At 63.4% G+C, this 15,095-nt stretch carries 18 protein-coding genes; 14 read left to right on the top strand and 4 right to left on the bottom strand.

Going from position 1 to position 15,095, the window contains the following annotated elements; genetic code table 11:
- Nucleotides 1–58 precede the first annotated feature (58 nt).
- Genes G6N51_RS07705 through G6N51_RS07690 form a run of 4 tightly spaced genes read left to right on the top strand, consistent with a single transcriptional unit; the run spans nucleotide 59 to nucleotide 3,448 of the window.
- Complete coding sequence (locus tag G6N51_RS07705; protein WP_163750668.1) at nucleotides 59–997, top strand: VOC family protein; 939 nt, start codon at nucleotides 59–61, stop codon at nucleotides 995–997.
- Complete coding sequence (locus G6N51_RS07700; RefSeq protein WP_197747114.1) at nucleotides 994–1,797, top strand: 2-keto-4-pentenoate hydratase; 804 nt, start codon at nucleotides 994–996, stop codon at nucleotides 1,795–1,797. The genes G6N51_RS07705 and G6N51_RS07700 overlap by 4 nt, the downstream gene beginning before the upstream one ends.
- Before the next feature lie 2 nt (nucleotides 1,798–1,799).
- On the top strand, nucleotides 1,800–1,994 hold the full coding sequence (locus G6N51_RS07695; protein WP_083173132.1) for a tautomerase family protein: 195 nt from the start codon (nucleotides 1,800–1,802) through the stop codon (nucleotides 1,992–1,994).
- A 2-nt stretch (nucleotides 1,995–1,996) separates the two neighbouring features.
- Nucleotides 1,997–3,448, top strand: coding sequence for an aldehyde dehydrogenase (locus tag G6N51_RS07690; RefSeq protein ID WP_083173133.1), 1,452 nt, complete (start codon nucleotides 1,997–1,999; stop codon nucleotides 3,446–3,448).
- 3 nt (nucleotides 3,449–3,451) lie between these two features.
- Here the strand turns inward: G6N51_RS07690 and G6N51_RS07685 are convergent, their stop codons facing one another.
- The 3 genes from G6N51_RS07685 to G6N51_RS07675 form a co-directional block, all read right to left on the bottom strand.
- The gene (locus tag G6N51_RS07685) at nucleotides 3,452–4,417 is read right to left on the bottom strand and encodes a dihydrodipicolinate synthase family protein (RefSeq protein WP_083173134.1); all 966 of its coding nucleotides are present in this window, start codon (nucleotides 4,415–4,417) and stop codon (nucleotides 3,452–3,454) included.
- The gene (locus tag G6N51_RS07680; RefSeq protein WP_083173135.1) at nucleotides 4,414–5,523 is read right to left on the bottom strand and encodes a cupin domain-containing protein; all 1,110 of its coding nucleotides are present in this window, start codon (nucleotides 5,521–5,523) and stop codon (nucleotides 4,414–4,416) included. Before G6N51_RS07680 ends, G6N51_RS07685 begins: the two co-directional genes overlap by 4 nt.
- Nucleotides 5,524–5,639: 116 nt before the next feature.
- Nucleotides 5,640–5,885, bottom strand: coding sequence for a ferredoxin (locus G6N51_RS07675; protein ID WP_083173136.1), 246 nt, complete (start codon nucleotides 5,883–5,885; stop codon nucleotides 5,640–5,642).
- Nucleotides 5,886–6,313: 428 nt separating this feature from the next.
- On the opposite strand from G6N51_RS07675, the gene G6N51_RS07670 reads away from it, so the two are divergent.
- From G6N51_RS07670 to G6N51_RS07630, 9 genes are read left to right on the top strand one after another with little or no spacing between them, the layout of a single operon-like run.
- Nucleotides 6,314–7,465 (top strand): acyl-CoA dehydrogenase family protein, encoded by a 1,152-nt coding sequence (locus G6N51_RS07670; RefSeq protein WP_232078260.1) that lies wholly within the window; start codon nucleotides 6,314–6,316, stop codon nucleotides 7,463–7,465.
- Nucleotides 7,466–7,491: 26 nt separating this feature from the next.
- The gene (locus tag G6N51_RS07665) at nucleotides 7,492–7,944 is read left to right on the top strand and encodes a nuclear transport factor 2 family protein (RefSeq protein WP_232078259.1); all 453 of its coding nucleotides are present in this window, start codon (nucleotides 7,492–7,494) and stop codon (nucleotides 7,942–7,944) included.
- Between the two features lie 25 nt (nucleotides 7,945–7,969).
- Entirely contained in the window at nucleotides 7,970–8,368 is a 399-nt protein-coding gene (locus G6N51_RS07660; RefSeq protein ID WP_083173139.1) for a nuclear transport factor 2 family protein, read from the top strand.
- A gap of 31 nt (nucleotides 8,369–8,399) precedes the next feature.
- Complete coding sequence (locus tag G6N51_RS07655; protein ID WP_083173140.1) at nucleotides 8,400–8,966, top strand: VOC family protein; 567 nt, start codon at nucleotides 8,400–8,402, stop codon at nucleotides 8,964–8,966.
- A gap of 3 nt (nucleotides 8,967–8,969) precedes the next feature.
- Nucleotides 8,970–9,815 carry an SDR family NAD(P)-dependent oxidoreductase gene (locus G6N51_RS07650; RefSeq protein WP_083173141.1) on the top strand — a complete coding sequence of 282 codons (846 nt, stop codon included), beginning with the start codon at nucleotides 8,970–8,972 and terminating at the stop codon, nucleotides 9,813–9,815.
- A gap of 41 nt (nucleotides 9,816–9,856) precedes the next feature.
- Complete coding sequence (locus G6N51_RS07645; RefSeq protein ID WP_083173142.1) at nucleotides 9,857–11,218, top strand: aromatic ring-hydroxylating oxygenase subunit alpha; 1,362 nt, start codon at nucleotides 9,857–9,859, stop codon at nucleotides 11,216–11,218.
- Nucleotides 11,212–11,811, top strand: coding sequence for an aromatic-ring-hydroxylating dioxygenase subunit beta (locus G6N51_RS07640; RefSeq protein WP_083173143.1), 600 nt, complete (start codon nucleotides 11,212–11,214; stop codon nucleotides 11,809–11,811). The genes G6N51_RS07645 and G6N51_RS07640 overlap by 7 nt, the downstream gene beginning before the upstream one ends.
- Nucleotides 11,812–11,834: 23 nt before the next feature.
- Nucleotides 11,835–12,416 carry a YceI family protein gene (locus G6N51_RS07635; RefSeq protein WP_264052741.1) on the top strand — a complete coding sequence of 194 codons (582 nt, stop codon included), beginning with the start codon at nucleotides 11,835–11,837 and terminating at the stop codon, nucleotides 12,414–12,416.
- Nucleotides 12,382–13,218 carry a fumarylacetoacetate hydrolase family protein gene (locus G6N51_RS07630; RefSeq protein ID WP_083173144.1) on the top strand — a complete coding sequence of 279 codons (837 nt, stop codon included), beginning with the start codon at nucleotides 12,382–12,384 and terminating at the stop codon, nucleotides 13,216–13,218. The genes G6N51_RS07635 and G6N51_RS07630 overlap by 35 nt, the downstream gene beginning before the upstream one ends.
- A gap of 16 nt (nucleotides 13,219–13,234) precedes the next feature.
- Here the strand turns inward: G6N51_RS07630 and G6N51_RS07625 are convergent, their stop codons facing one another.
- Entirely contained in the window at nucleotides 13,235–13,837 is a 603-nt protein-coding gene (locus G6N51_RS07625) for a TetR/AcrR family transcriptional regulator (protein WP_232078255.1), read from the bottom strand.
- A 181-nt stretch (nucleotides 13,838–14,018) separates the two neighbouring features.
- Between G6N51_RS07625 and G6N51_RS07620 the strand changes: the two genes are divergently transcribed.
- Entirely contained in the window at nucleotides 14,019–15,095 is a 1,077-nt protein-coding gene (locus G6N51_RS07620) for a DODA-type extradiol aromatic ring-opening family dioxygenase (protein ID WP_158086234.1), read from the top strand.

Genomic DNA, 15,095 nt, shown 5'->3' with positions numbered 1-15,095 from the left:
TAATGTTGGAAACAGACGGTTAGGGCGTCGGACCGTATGGGGAAGAGGTGCTTGGCGGATGATCGAACTGCACGACATTGCTTATGTCCGATCCGGCGTCACCGACCTGGAACGTGCGGAAGGATTCGCCGTGCACGTCGTGGGTCTTGAGCCCGTGGCGCGCGAACCGGGGGTGACGTATCTGCGAGCAGACCATCGCCACCACTGCGTGGCCCTAATCGAGAGCCCGCAGGCGGGTGTACACGCCTCGGCCTTCACCCTGAAGGACGAGGCGGCCCTGGAAGCCGCTGAGATCGAGCTGACACGGTATGGATGCGCAGTGCGGCGTGGTTCGGCCGAAGAAGCACGGCAACGACATGTGCGGGCGTTCATCGCCTTCGAGGATCCGTTCGGCAACCAGGTGGAACTGGTTACCGACCAGAGCACCTTGGCTAGACCCATCGAGTTCGGGCGTCCGGCGGCCGGAATCGCGGAGTTCGGGCACCTGTGTCTGGATGCTCCCGATGTTCGAGCCGCGCACGAGTTCTGGTCGACCGTGTTCAGCGCCAAGGTTTCCGACTGGATCGGTGATGCGGCATGTCTGATGCGAATTGACCCGGTTCACCACAAGCTGGCGCTCTTTCAGAATGACGCCGGGCCGGGGCTCTGCCACATCAACTTTCAGGTGCACAGCCTCGACGACGTGATGCGCAACTGGCGCTTCCTGCAACGGAACGACGTGCGTATCTTGCACGGGCCGGGTCGCCATCCGACGTCGACGGCGATCTTCGTGTACTTCGTCGGACCCGACAACTTGACCTACGAATACTCGTTCGGCGTCCGGCGCATCGAAGACGACGCGGCATGGCGGCCGCGGACGTTCAACCTCGAGGAGGACGGGTCCATCGACATGTGGCTGGGCCCGACCCAGCGCACCGTGACACAGCCCCAACTGGCTCGCGAAGCCCAGAACGGCTCGGCAGCCGGGGTTCCCACGCCGTCGGGGCAAGCGCGGTGAGCCGCAACCGCACGGACGACGCTTGCACCGTTGAGTGGGCGGCCAGCGAACTGCTGGAGGCCGAAAGCACACGGACCGACCGCGATCCGCTCACCGACGAATGGAGCGATCTCGACCTGGCGACCGCCTACCGCGTTCAAGACGAAACGCTGCGGCGCCGCATCGAGCGCGGTGAGCGGCTCATCGGTGTGAAACTTGGTCTGACATCGCGTGCAAAGCAACTCCGCATGGGCATCGACGTGCCGCTGGTCGCGTGGCTGACCGATGCGATGAGGCTGCCGGCGGGCGCGCCCGTTCCGCGGGGAGCGCTCATCCATCCCCGTGCAGAACCAGAGATCGTGTTCGTCATGGCCGAACGGCTCACCGGCCCTGGCATCATGGCCTCGCAGGCACTGAGCGCGGTCGGTAGGGTCTATTGCGGGATCGAGGTCATCGACTCACGCTACCGGGATTTCCGGTTCACGCTGCCCGACGTTGTCGCCGACAATGCATCCTCCGGCCGGTTCGTCCTGGGGTCGGCGGGCATGGCCCCCGACGCTTTGGATTTGGTGCAGGAGGCCTGCCGTCTCGAGGTCGATGGTCAGTTAGTCGACCGCGCGACCGGCGCGGCGGTGCAAGGCCATCCGGCCGAAGCGCTGGCACTCGCGGCAAACGTTCTTGCCGAACGCGGATTGGCAATCGAGCCCGGCTGGATTGTGCTGAGCGGCGGCATGACCGATGCGGTCGGCGTGCCCCCCGGAGCGCGGGTGGCCGCCCACTTCACCCATCTCGGTTCGATCGCGCTGGACGGAGGACAGTAACCATGCCGCTCGTCGAGGTGACGCTGGTGCAAGGCCGCACGCCCGAGCAGCTACGGGCCCTGATCACCGGCCTGACTGATGCCGTCGAGGCGGCCATCGGCGTTGCGCGGGGCAGCATCCGGGTGGTTCTTCGCGAGGTGCCCGCAACGCACTGGGCCGCCGGCGATGTCACGATTGCAGAGCGCGAAAAAAGCTGAGGGTGAACGTGATACGCCATTTCATCGACGGTGCGGAAACCGAGTCCTCCAGCGGCGCACGCTTCGACACTGTCGATCCATGGACCCGGGAACCGTGGGCGCAGGTTGCGCTGGGGGGCGTCGAGGAGGTCGACCGGGCGGTGACCGCGGCCCGGCGCGCCTTCGACGAGGGCCCCTGGCCACGAATGGGGTATGCGGAGCGGGGCGCCATTCTGCACCGCCTGGCCGATCTGATCATCGAACACGCCGACGAGCTTGCCCTCGCCGATACCACCGACATGGGCAAGCCACTCGTTGACGCCAGGAACAATGACGTCCCTCGGTCGGCGCAGAACTTCCGATTCTTCGCAGACCATGCCCGATTGGCGACCGGCGAAGTTTTGCCGATGGATACGGGACACCACGCCTACACCATGTTCGAGCCCGCCGGTGTGGTGGCGGCGATCGCGCCGTGGAACTTTCCCTTGATGCTCGAGACATGGAAGATCGCTCCCGCGCTGGCATGGGGTAACACCGTCGTGCTCAAACCCGCCGAGGACACACCGGCCTCGGCGACCATTCTTGCCGGGTTGGCGTCGCAGGCCGGCATGCCGCCAGGGGTGCTCAACGTCGTGCATGGCTACGGTCCCGCCTCGGTCGGCGCCGCGCTGACCGCCGATGGTCGCATCGACCGCATCACCTTCACGGGGGAATCGGGCACCGGGAAGGCCATCGCGGCCGCGGCGGCAGCGCATCTGACACCCGTAAGCCTTGAGCTCGGCGGCAAGGGCGCCAATGTTGTTTTCGCCGATGCGGACCTCGATACGGCCGTGAATTGGTCTGTGCGCGCGGTGTTTTCCAACGCGGGGCAGGTCTGCCTTGCCGGTAGCCGACTGTACGTGCAACGCGAAATCTATGATGACTTCCTGGCGAAGTTCGTCACTGCTGCGGAGTCGATGCGAACGGGGGACCCCAAGCTGCCGCAGACCCAGGTAGGGCCGTTGGCTTCCGAATCGCATTGGAAGAAAGTGCGCTCCTATCTGGACGACATCGGCGCCGGGGGCAGCACCATGCGCACCGGCGGTCTTGGCGAGGGTTGGGCCATCCGGCCGACCGTCGTCACCGACCTGCCACCGGATGCCCGGTTGTGGCGCGAGGAGGTCTTCGGTCCGATTGTGGTCGTGGCGCCCTTCGACAGCGAAGCGGAGGCGATCGCCGCAGCGAATGGCACCTGCTACGGGCTCAACGCGATGCTGTTCACCGAGAACCTATCCCGGGCGCACCGCGTCGCGTCCGCGCTGCGGGCGGGCACGGTCTGGGTCAACTGCTTTTTTATCCGGGACCTGCGCGCGCCGTTCGGCGGTGTTGGCGATTCGGGAATCGGCCGTGAAGGTGGCACGTTCAGCCGAGAGTTCTTCACAGAGCCCAAGGCAGTGTTAGTGGCGGTCGACGGGGCGGACGACGCCGCCCAGTAGCCGCTATGGTGTGCCGCGGTACTGGTGTTCCAATTGCGCCCAGCGGCGTCCCGTCTCCTCGCCACCAGCGATCATGTCGGCCGGCGCTTCGGTATACGGCGGCCGGCTAGGACCCGGATCGATCAGCCCGGCGGCGCGGAACCTGGCCCGTCCCACCGGGATGCTGTAGTCCATGAAACGTGCCATGTCGCCGCCGAATTGCGGTGCCAGCGCCCAGTTCACCTTGTCCGAGATCGCTTCGGCGGCGGTCCATTCGCGGCTGAGTACAGCGCGTGAGAGTGCCGCCAGAGGAGATGGCGCGCAAGCGACATTGCCCGACCAGCACGCCGTGGCGAGCTCAGGGAAGCGCCGCGCAATCGAGTACCAGTCGGAGTCGAGCGGCAGGACGGCCACCTTGTCACCGATTGCTTGCGTATCGCGCTCCAACGTCGGGCCGCCCGCGTGTTTGGTTGCCACGATCTCGGGCAATTCGGCCAGCTTTCGGTAGGCCTCGACGCTGATCTTGCCCTTGAACGCGGCGGGATTGTCATACACGACGATCGGAACGCCGGGCAGGGCCTCGGTGAGGTCGCGGTAGAAGCGGTATATGCCGTCGTCGTCGAGTGGCAGCCACATCGGGCGCCCAGTGAAGAGCCCGTCGGCGCCGGCGGCAATAGCCTCACGTCCACGGGAGATCGTGTCACGGGTGTTTAGCGTCGTGACGCCGGCGAAGAACGGCACTCGGCCCCGGATCACCTTGGCGATGCAGGTGGTGAAGGTCAGCCACTCGTCGTGGGTCAGCGTCGCGCATTCGCCGAATGTGCCTGCGGACATGATGAATTCGATGCCAGCGTTGACCACCTCTTCGATCATCTTTTCGGTCTCGGAGGTGTTGATGGTGCTTGCAGCACGCCAGCTCGCGGCGTCGCCGGTTGCCGGCGTCGGCACGATGCCTACGACGCCGTTGATGTCGGCCCGGGTGAGGGTCATATGACCGACCCCTGCCGCGCCAGATCCGCCGGTACCGCGGGGTACTGGCCGGTGCCGAAGGAGTCGTGCGGCTCTTCGCGATACATGCCTAGCGCCACAAGCAGCGGGGCGTCGGTCGCCGAAAACAGCACCGCGTCGGAGTTCGCCGACCGATTGATGTGTTGATGCCACATCCAATTCGGGACGACAAACGAGTCGCCCGTGGCCCAGTCGAGCGTGTCGTCGCCCACGACGGTGCTGCCTTCGCCCTCGACGACGTAGTACACGGCGCTGGCGGTGTGCCGGTGACGCTGCGTGGCCCGACCCGGCGGCAACAATTGCGCGAAGCAGTCGATCGTGGGCAACGTGGGGCCACCGGTGATCGGGTGGCTGTAGTGCAGGATCACGCCGTCGAAGGGACTGCCCGCGCTGCCGGCGAAGTCGTGAAGCGCTCGTCGGACGTCGGTCCAGGCATACCGGAACGGGATCCGGGTGCTCGCCTGTTGTTCCCAGGCCGGCCGTACAGGTGCCGAGCGAGTGCTGATGAAGTCGGCCGGTTCGCAACGTAACGGTTGCGTGCTGGATCCGAACGGCTCGAAGAACATTTGATGCAGGTAACCCATGACCGGAACATCGAGGATGTCTATCCAGACCCCTGCCTTGTCGCTTTCGTTGTGATGATCGTGCCAGGAATAGGCCGGAGTAATGATCAAGTCGCCGTCGTTCATGACTAGCCGCTCCCCGTCGACGGCGGTGTACAGGTCGGGACTGCCGTCGACGACGAAACGCAACGCGTTGATGGAATGGCGGTGCGCCCAAGCGATTTCACCCGGCAGGGTGATCTGCATGCCCATCACGAGCGTGTGGCTGGTGCCGTCAACTCCAGGTGCTGGGTTGATGAAGCTGAAGTTCCGCCGTGCGGTATCGCTCGACATCACCTCGCACATGTCGCGCAACGCGTGCAAGACCAGCTGCCGGTCCCAGAGAAACGGCACGCCGGCGGGCCGGGGACCGTCGGTCAACTGCATCAACTGCGCGTCGTACTGCCACTGTCCCCGAAGGTGCAATGCGTCGAGATGTTTGTCGAAATCGGCAAGCGTTCCGAAGACGCCCCGCGTCTGTGTCATGCGGCATTCCCTTCCGGTTCGAGCGAGCGCGAAGTAAAAAGAGGAACTCCCTCAGGGCGAGTCTGTTGACGTCTGGACGTCTTCAATAGCACTACCTCGCAACGCTTTTGATCGAGCTACTTACTTATCGAGTCGGTAGTTTCCGCGGAGGGCTCCGTGCGGCTCAGCACGATCGCACTCTCAGGGCAGACGTCAGCACCCCGGCAGGCCTGCTCTTCGAGTTCCTCCGGCACGCTTTCCGGCGCCACCGCGAAACCGTGGTCGTCGATCGAGTAGACCTCTGGCGCCTCGGCGGCGCACAACGTGTATCCGCAGCACTTCGACCGGTCGACGGTGATGTGCAATCGTCGTTCATATGCCATAGCGGCCTCCCTGCCCGGCCTGAACCGCGCGGAATGATGGTGTCTTCTCCTGATGAGGCACTCTAGTTAGTTTGCATAGTTTTTGCCTCAAACGTGCAACATGCCTAGCAGCGTAGCGCTGCACCAAGGGTTGGGGGAAGACCGGGGGCCGGCTCGGCTCCATGACTAGGCCGACCGCCGACCTTGCTTTGTCGACCGCCTTGCGCGGCCGGCCCCGGGCGACGAGGCGGACCGACCCCTGAACGATCCGATCGGAGGCTTTTCGGAAGAAGTTTCGGCGAGGTCTTGACCAATCGGCTTGTTGAACAGAAGATACAGTTTATATTCAACGTGATCTATCACTCACACTCTGATCCGCACCGGCATCGGAGGGAGTTTTGTCAGTATGGAGGCACTGCATGACCATCGTTGAGGCCAGCACGACGACCGTGCTCGAGGCCGTCCGCAAGTTGAGCCCGGAGATCGCTGAACGATCTGGCGAGATCGAGAAGGCCAAGGTGGTGCCTCCGGACCTGCTCGCGCGGCTTGCCGACGCCGGCGCCTTCCGCATGTTTGTGCCGCGCCAGTACGGCGGCGAAGAGCTGAGCTTGCCTGATGCGATGGCCGTCATCGAGGAGTTATCGCGCGCGGACGGCTCGACGGGTTGGACGGTGATGGTCGGTGCCGATTTCGCGCCGGTTTTTGCTCGCTTCCCCAAGCATGTCGTCGACAGCGAGGTCTACCACGACGGGCCGGACGCGATGGCACGCGGCGCGCTCGCTCCTAAGGGCATCGCGGTGCCGGCCGACGGGGGTTACGTCGTCAGCGGTCAGTGGCCCCTGGCCAGCGGGAGTTATAAGCACGACTGGATGATGGGCAACTGCATCGTGCTGGACGACGGCCAGCCGCGGATGACAGAGCTCGGTGCGCCGGAGATGAAGCTGGCCATGGTGCCCACGGAGCAGGTGCAATTCCTGGACACCTGGGATTCGGTGGGGTTGCGGGCGACCAACAGCCATGACTTCGTCCTGAAGGAAGTGTTCGTGCCCGAGCACCACACTGCCGAGCTGTTTGGACCCGCCGGTGTGGATGTTCCGATGTTCCGACTGCCGATCCGGTTGTCCTTGGGGCCCACCCATGTCGCCGTAGCGCTCGGCATCGCCGATGGCGCGCTGGCCGACTTGCGCGGGCTGGCCAAGACGAAGCGCCCCGCATTCAATCCCGGCATGCGACTGGCCGAGGACCCTGTCTTCCAGTTCCGGCTGGGACAGCTCGACACTCGGCTGGCCGCGGCCCGGGCGCTCGCGGAGAAGGAAACCCAGCTGATGTGGGATATCGCTGTGGCCGGCGGTCAGATCGATCCGCTTGTTGGGGTGCGCAATCGAGCGATGGTGGCGTACGTGCATACCGCATGTGTGGAGATCGTCAATGAGGCATTTGGCCTGGCCGGTAGCAATGCCATGTACAACACCTCCACGCTGCAACGACGCTTGCGCGATATCCGGACCGCGGCGCAGCACGTCGCCGCCAGCGCGGAGATCTACCAAATCGCCGGCGCCTTACTGGTTGGCGAAGACGTGCCGCCGGCGGCCTTGATCTAGGGCGAGGCGAAGGGGACAACGAGCACATGACGAGTACCGAGGCAATGACGAACATCGAAGCAATGACGACCGAGTGGGAACTTACCCGGCTCAACAACGATTTCGTCTATTACATCGACAACGGTGACTTCGAGTCGATGATCGCGCTGTTCACCCCCGAGGCCGCGTTCGACCGCGCCGGCACCGTTCATCGGGGGCACGACGAGCTGCGCCAGGGCATGAGTGACCGACCGAAAGTCACGGCGCGCCACCTGCTCACGAACTTCCACTTCAGCAACGTCGGCAAGTATTCGGCGGAGGCTGTCGTCACCGCGATGGTCTATCACGGACCGGTCTCGGAGAACGGCGGGCCCGTCGTTTACGCCACTGATAATGGCCGCGTGATCGAGTTCCACGACAAGTACACCAAGACCCCCGGTGGCTGGCGTATCTCGGCGCGGACCGCGCGGCCCATCTTCACCCCGAAGATTTGGCCCTAACGGGCCCTTAGCGGAAAGCAAAGCGATGGTTTCAAACCACAACGATGTGCAAGCCGCGGTGGAGAAGTTCTTCTCGGCGTTGGCGGTCGGGGATCGAGCGACCTGTGAGGAGCTGTTCACCGACGACGCGGTGATCTGGCATAACTACGACCAGCTGAACCAGCCGAAAAGCGAAGCGCTCCAAGCACTGTCGGGCCTCGCGCAGCTGCGGCCCCAGTTCGATCTTATCGGCCGTGACTTTATGGACGATGGCAGTTGCGTTCAACGGCATGTGGTGCGGCTATCGCTGCGCGACGGTGAGACAGCCACCATTCCGGTGATTCAGCGGATCTACTTCGTCGAGGGCCGGATCCGCCGGATCGAGGAGTACATGGATTCGGCCCAGATGGGGGCCGCGGTCCAAGCCCTACAAGCCGGCGCCTGATTAGCCCGACTATCGGTAGGAGGAAGCCCAAATGCCAGGAATCACAGACAAGTACGCTGGCCAGCCCGTGCTGAAGGTTCAACGCCTTGGGCACGGCACCCTCGAGGTCGTCGACCTAGCCAGATCGCGGCGGTTCTATGAAGAAGTGCTTGGTCTCGAGGTCATCCAGCCGAGCAGCCGGTCCATGATGATCCGGCTCAACACCAACCATGCGTATGCGGTAGTGGAGACCGGCAAGGAGAGCTCAATGACGATGCTGGCCCACAACGGCCTCGACGTCGGCAGCGAGGAAGAGGTGCACGCCGCCCACAAGAAGTTGCTCGAGCTTAAGGACGAATGGGGCCTCAAGACGATCACCGAGCCGCGCCACATGCACGGAGACACGTCGTTCTACTTCACCGACCCGGACGGTAACTGGTGGGAGATCGTCGCGGTCCGTGAAAACGGCTATGCCGCCGACTTCGCCGACCGGGAGCGGGATTTGACCGGTCTACACGAATTCGACGGGGAAGCGGGAAATGTGAACTTCAGCCACACCCACGACCCCAACTTCCGCGCACGGGTCCGCGAGGTTCTTGACGCGAAGAGCAGGGCGTAACACGTGAGCCGTCTGGATGGAAAGGTCGCCGTCGTCACCGGCGCCGGCAAGGGTATCGGGCGTGGAATCGCCCGCAGGTTTGCCCGCGAGGGTGCCAAGGTGGTCATCGCCGAGTTCGACACCGCCGCGGGTAAGCAGGTCGCTGAGGACCTAGGTGCGCTGGGCGGCGAGGGTTTGTTCGTCCAGACCGATGTGTCGCACAAGTCAGATATCGAGGACGCGATCACCGCGGCCCAAGACTCCTTCGGTGGTTTGGACATCCTTGTCAACAACGCGGTCTCGCTGACACCGGACGTTCCGTTGGAGCTAAAGACCGACGAGATGTTCGAGCAAATGCTCGTAGTTGCCCTGTGGAGCGTGTGGTGGGGGATGCAGACTGCGTTCCCCGTCATGAAGGCTCACGGTGGTGGCCGCATCATCAACTTTTATTCGATCGACGCCGATAACGGAAACTGGGTGCACGGTGACTACAACACCGCCAAGGGTGGTGTACAGGCGCTGACCCGCACGGCCGGTTTGCAGTGGGCCAGGCACAACATCCTGGTGAACGCGATCGCACCGATCGCCGCATCGGCTGCCTTCGAGGAGATGGTGTCCGCCAATCCTGCACTGCTCGAGGCGGTTCCGTTGATGATCCCCTGCGGGCGGATGGGTGACCCGGAAGAGGACATCGCCCCGGTGGCGGCGTTCTTGGCCAGCGACGATGCACGGTTCATCACCGGCGCGACCATCCCGGTCGACGGTGGCCTGCACATACCCCGGCTGAACACCCGGCCACCGGACCTCTCGGTGTTCGACTCGATACCCGGTAGACCAGGGACAACACACGTAAGGAGCACAGAGCCGTGACACTTGACGAGGTCAAACACGCTTCCACAGGACCTGTCCTCATGGACGGAACACCCCTGTCGGATCTGATCGACGAGGAGTATCGCGAGGTGTCGCTGCGGGTCCTCACCGACGCGGAGCTTTACCAGCTCGAACTCAAACACCTCTTCGCGAAGGCCTGGACGGTGGTCGCGCACGAGGATGAGATCCCCAGAGCCGACGACTACGTCTTGCGCTATGTCGGCGAGGACCAGGTGATCGTCAGCCGCGCAGCCGACGGCAGTATCAGCGTGATGTTGAACGTGTGCACACACCGCGCCGCGCGGGTGTGCCGGTTCGAAGCCGGTAATGCCAAGCAGTTTCAATGCCCCTACCACGGTTGGGCGTTCAAGTCCGACGGCACCTTCTTGGCCGCACCCATCGGCCGGGAGAACATGCAGGGCCTGCTGCGGTCCAAGAAGGAGCTCAGCTTGCTGCGGGGCCGCGTGGAGACCTACACGGGCATGATCTTCGTGACCTTCGACGAGCACGCACCATCACTGCGCGATTATCTCGGACCGATGACGTGGTACTGGGATCTGATGTTCGACCGAACCCGCCGTGGCATGACTGTCCTGGGCCATCCGCAGCGCTTCATCATTCCCGCCAACTGGAAAAGCGCTGCCGAGCAGTTCGCCGGTGACATCTTCCACACCCTGTCGCTGCACCGCTCCATGCAAGAGTTACAGCTGCTTTCATCGGAAGGGCCGTCGCAGGAACCGGCGATGGCCGGCGTGAGCGCAAGCTTTAAGGGCCATTTCGTGCGGTGCTTCGACCTCAGAGAAGAGCACTACATCAATGCCCTGAAAGGAAAGAACCTGGCCGCGTTGACGCCGATGGAGCGGCTGCGGTTGGCACCGCCGCCGGGCATGTCACCCGACATGGTCGAGGACTTGCCGCAGCGCTTCGACGAAGGCCAACTGGAAGTCTTGACCCAGTTCACCCCGCAGGTTGGCCAGCTGTTCCCCAACGTCGGTGCGTTAGCCATGCCATTCCAGTTCCCCGACGGCACACCATCGGCGTTCTTCAGCTGGCGGGTCTGGGTCCCGAAAGGCCCGGACCACTTCGAGCTGTTCCACTGGTGCGTGGTAGAGCGCGACGCACCGAAAGAGCTCGCCGAATCCATAAACATGATGACCGCTGCTACGTTCGGGATCAGCGGGTTCGTCGAGTCGGACGACACCGACACTTGGCCGATGCAAAGCCAGGCCGCCCGCGGTGCGCTGGGCCGTCAGGCGAAGCTTCGCTATCAGGCCATCACCGGCGAGAACAAGCCCGCCGACTGGCCCGGTCCCGGACAGGTTTATGCCGGGTTCCCGAAAGACGACACGCAGTGGAACTTCTGGCTGCGCTACACCGAATTCATGGAAGGGAGCCCGTGGTGACCGCAGAAGCTACCCCAGCAATCGACGCGCAGTCCGCGGCAGGCGCGCAGGCGGGTATCGGCTATCCGGCGCCGCGGGGGGAGCGGGTCCCCGTGACTGACCCACGTCATCTCGAGATCCTGGCCTTCCTCGAGGAGGAATCCGCGCTGCTCGACGCCGACGACTTGACCGGTTGGCTGGGCGTATTGGCGCCCGACATCGTGTATCGGGCGCCGGTGCGTACCACCCGTGATCACAGGACCAGGGGCGTGTTCGAGCCCGATATGTACCTGTTCAACGAGAACATCATGACTTTAATGATGAAGATCATGCGGATGACACAGACTGACAGCGCCTGGGCGGAGAATCCCCTGTCACGTACCCACCGGATCGTCCACAAGATTCGGGCATATCGGACCGACATGCCCGACGAGTACGAAGTGCACAGTTCCGTGTTGCTTTTGCGGTCGCGCTATGACGATCCGAAGCTGGAAACCCTTCCGGCGCGGCGCGTCGACATCATCCGCACTGGGGAGGAGTGGAAGATCGCCTCGCGGACAGTGTTTTTCGATCAGGCGACACTGGGCGTGCAAAACCTGGCCATCTACCTGTAGGTTAGGGACGCGAATTGTCTTCTGTGACACCAGAAATAGCGGGCTATGCACCGGGCACCTGGACGGTCGATTCGACGCGATCGTCACTAAGGTTCTCCGTGTCCCATCTGAGCGTGTTCAGTGCACGCGGCACGCTCGGCGTGCGCGGGCAGGTCGTCGTCGCCGACGATCCGGTGGATTCCTCGGTGGCTACGACGATCGACCTCACATCGGTCAATACCAGCAACCGTCGCCGTGACAAGGCAATCGGGTCGGCATCACTGCTGGATGTAGGCAACAACCCGACAGCATCCTATCGCTCGACGGGGGTGCGTCTGGACACGGCTGCCAGCGATCCCGCCGCCTTTCTGTTGGATGGCGAGCTGACGTTGCTCGGCGCCACACGACCAGTTCCGCTGCGGATTCGAGTGGAGTCGTTCGCCACTGACGACGGCCGACCGCGATTGGTCGTCACGGGACGCGGCCAGTTCGATCGACGTGATTTTGGGCTGACCTATCACGTTCGTCCCCGGTTTCTCGATCGCGCCATTGGGGCCGTCGTGGACGTTGAGGTGCACCTGGAGGGATCTTATGAAAATTGCACGAATCCGTCTGCAGGACAGTGATTCCTGGGCACTAGTCAACGTCGAAACCGCGACGGTGCAGCCGATCAGCGGCGAGATCTCCGACTGGGGCGCCGCAGCCGCGGAAGGTCGGCCCGACTTCGAACTCAGCGGTCCGCCAATCGCGTTGCACGATGTCCGGCTGCTGCCGCCCATCACCGCAACCTCGACGATCGTAGGCGTAGGAATGAACTACTGGTCTCATCTGGAGAAGCTCGGCGTTACCGAAAGACCTGAAACGACAGTCGGATTCCTCAAGCCGCGTGTCGCGATCATCGGCCATGACGACGAGATGGCTAACCCCGGGGTCACGAACCAGCTCGATTACGAGGTCGAATTAGTCGCAGTGCTCGCGCGTTCAGTTCGAGAAGTTGCCGGCCAACTCACCGACGCGGTGTTGGGGTACACCGTCGGCAACGACGTGAGTGCACGTGACACTCCCTCGCCTTTGGGCGGGATAGACCTGTTCACGATGAAGGCGCTCACCGCGGCCACCCCGCTTGGGCCCTGGATCACCACCAAGGATGAGTTCGGTGGTTCGGGTCAGATCGACGTTGAGATTTCTCTTCGGGTCAATGGAGAGGAACGCCAGCGCGACCGCACCGGGAAGATGATCTGGACCATCGACGAATGTTTGGAGTACGTGGTCGCCAGGATGGAGCTCAACCCCGGCGATGTCCTGTTCACCGGCACGACGCACGGCGTCGGCTTCGAGGACGGTCGCTATCTCCGCGAAGGCGACGTGGTGGAGGCCGAGATCGAAGGGATCGGTGTGCTCCGCAACGTCGTCGGTGCCAAACCCTGAGGCGGCGGCCGGATGATCAGCTTGCCGCCTTACGGCCGGCCCGGGCACGCGCCTTCTTGGGCTCCAAGCCGGCGGCGGTCCACAGCGCTACACAGAGGTCGCGCAGTTCGCGGTAGTCGCGAACAGGCAGGAAGTAGTTCGAAACAGCGACGCGCATAATGAGATCCACTACCTCGTCCACTGTCGCCGCACCAAGTTGGATTGATGGGCTTTCGACGAGGGCGGGCTCGAGAGCATCGTGAAGCACCCTCGACAGTGGCTGCCACACGCTCTTGATGTAGCCAATCACCCAGCCAGGTTCCATCTCGCCGAGTCGCAGCAATCCTGGAGTTTCCTCCCAGTAACGCAGCATGACATCGACAACCACTCGAAGGCGATCCTCGGGCTTGGGCTCGTCCTCGATTGCCTGCTGGAGCACGCGCCGCAGTCCCATCACGTAGTAGTCGCTAAGCGCCCGCAGGATGTCGTCTTTGTTCTTGAAGTACCGGTAGAGCGTCCCTGCGGACACGCCCGCCTCGCCGGCGATGTCACTCATCGTCAGCTTCTTTGGGCCTTGGCGAGCCAGCGCGTGAAGTGTGCCGTGGAAGATGCGTGCCTCGGTGGTTTCCTTGGATGCCAACAGCCCGGCCCTTCGTCTCGAGTTTGTGGAACGGCTCCTGTGCTTTGAAACATGATAGCCCAACATGACTTAATAAGACGCATTGAACGAAATCCATATAATCGATATCATTTCTTTCGATCGAAAACTGACGTCTGGGCGGCCGGTGTTGCGGCTGCGAATGGATCAAGGAGGATCACCGATGGGCGCCGTACTCGCCGCAGGTGTGACACATTTCCCACCGCTGGCGCTCCCGGACGAGCGAATGGCCGACGTGTTCCGTTGGGCGCTTCGAGATCCCGAGCTGCCCACGGAGAAGCGGGTCCCAGCTGCACTGTCAGCTCTCCTAGCCAAAGAGTTGGCAGACGACGATGGGCTGGCCGCCGCGGCGGCTCATCGCGAGGAGCTGCGGCGACACTTCGAACGGGTGCGGACTACTCTCGACGAGTTCGCTCCCGATGTGGTCTTGATCTGGGGTGACGATCAATACGAGCTGTTCCACGAGGATTGCGTACCGCCGTTTGCTGTATGTGCGTTCGACGACCTCGAAACCCGGCTCTGGCAGCGGCCGTTCTACAAGGGACGGCCCAACGCATGGGGGGAGCCCGAGGACACGGCGTACCCGATCAAGGGCGCGGCTCGAGCCGGCAAGAAGCTCACCACCGAACTCCTCGGCCGCGGTTTTGACATCGCCTACAGCTACCAGTCGCTGCCCGACCGGCCGATGCCGGCTGCGTTCGCCAACACCCTGCGCTACCTCGACTGGGACGGTGCGGGATTCCCGTATCCGGCGCTGTTCTTCTCGATCAACTGTTACGGCCGGCGGCTGGTCAAACACAAAGGGGGACTGGCCTATCTGAGCAGCATGCCCAAGGACATCTCCGAGCTGGACCCGCCGGCGCCCTCGCCGGCACGCTGTTTCGATCTCGGGGCGGCAGTCGCCGAGATCAGTCTGCAAAGCGCCTCCCGGGTCGCGCTGGTCGCGTCGTCGAGTTGGTCGCATGCATTCCTCAACGAGGCGAGCCATTTCCTGCTGCCCGACACGGTGCGCGACCGCGAGCTGTTCGAGTTGCTCAAGGGCGACAAACCGGGCGCGTGGCGCGATGTGACGCTGGAAGAAGTCGAGCGCGCGGGCCAGCACGAGATGCTCAACTGGTTCTGTCTCGCGGGCGCCGTGGATCAGCTCGGAGTTCGCCCGAACTGGCTGACGATGGTGGAAAGTGACCTCTTCACCTCCAACAAGGTGTTCGGCGTCTACGACGTCGCCGGAGGCAACTGA

The organism is Mycobacterium paraseoulense, assembly GCF_010731655.1.
Lineage (GTDB): Bacteria > Actinomycetota > Actinomycetes > Mycobacteriales > Mycobacteriaceae > Mycobacterium > Mycobacterium paraseoulense.
The sequence above is the reverse complement of the archived record's forward strand: the minus strand, read 5'-3'. Positions and strand labels throughout refer to the sequence as shown.

Bases quoted from the DNA above. Each gene is read 5' to 3' on its own strand.
- G6N51_RS07705 (WP_163750668.1), top strand. From the start codon at position 59: ATGATCGAACTGCACGACATTGCTTATGTCCGATCCGGCGTCACCGAC.
- G6N51_RS07695 (WP_083173132.1), top strand. From the start codon at position 1,800: ATGCCGCTCGTCGAGGTGACGCTGGTGCAAGGCCGCACGCCCGAGCAG.
- G6N51_RS07685 (WP_083173134.1), bottom strand. From the start codon at position 4,417: ATGACCCTCACCCGGGCCGACATCAACGGCGTCGTAGGCATCGTGCCG.
- G6N51_RS07680 (WP_083173135.1), bottom strand. From the start codon at position 5,523: ATGACACAGACGCGGGGCGTCTTCGGAACGCTTGCCGATTTCGACAAA.
- G6N51_RS07675 (WP_083173136.1), bottom strand. From the start codon at position 5,885: ATGGCATATGAACGACGATTGCACATCACCGTCGACCGGTCGAAGTGC.
- G6N51_RS07665 (WP_232078259.1), top strand. From the start codon at position 7,492: ATGACGAGTACCGAGGCAATGACGAACATCGAAGCAATGACGACCGAG.
- G6N51_RS07660 (WP_083173139.1), top strand. From the start codon at position 7,970: ATGGTTTCAAACCACAACGATGTGCAAGCCGCGGTGGAGAAGTTCTTC.
- G6N51_RS07655 (WP_083173140.1), top strand. From the start codon at position 8,400: ATGCCAGGAATCACAGACAAGTACGCTGGCCAGCCCGTGCTGAAGGTT.
- G6N51_RS07645 (WP_083173142.1), top strand. From the start codon at position 9,857: ATGGACGGAACACCCCTGTCGGATCTGATCGACGAGGAGTATCGCGAG.
- G6N51_RS07630 (WP_083173144.1), top strand. From the start codon at position 12,382: ATGAAAATTGCACGAATCCGTCTGCAGGACAGTGATTCCTGGGCACTA.
- G6N51_RS07620 (WP_158086234.1), top strand. From the start codon at position 14,019: ATGGGCGCCGTACTCGCCGCAGGTGTGACACATTTCCCACCGCTGGCG.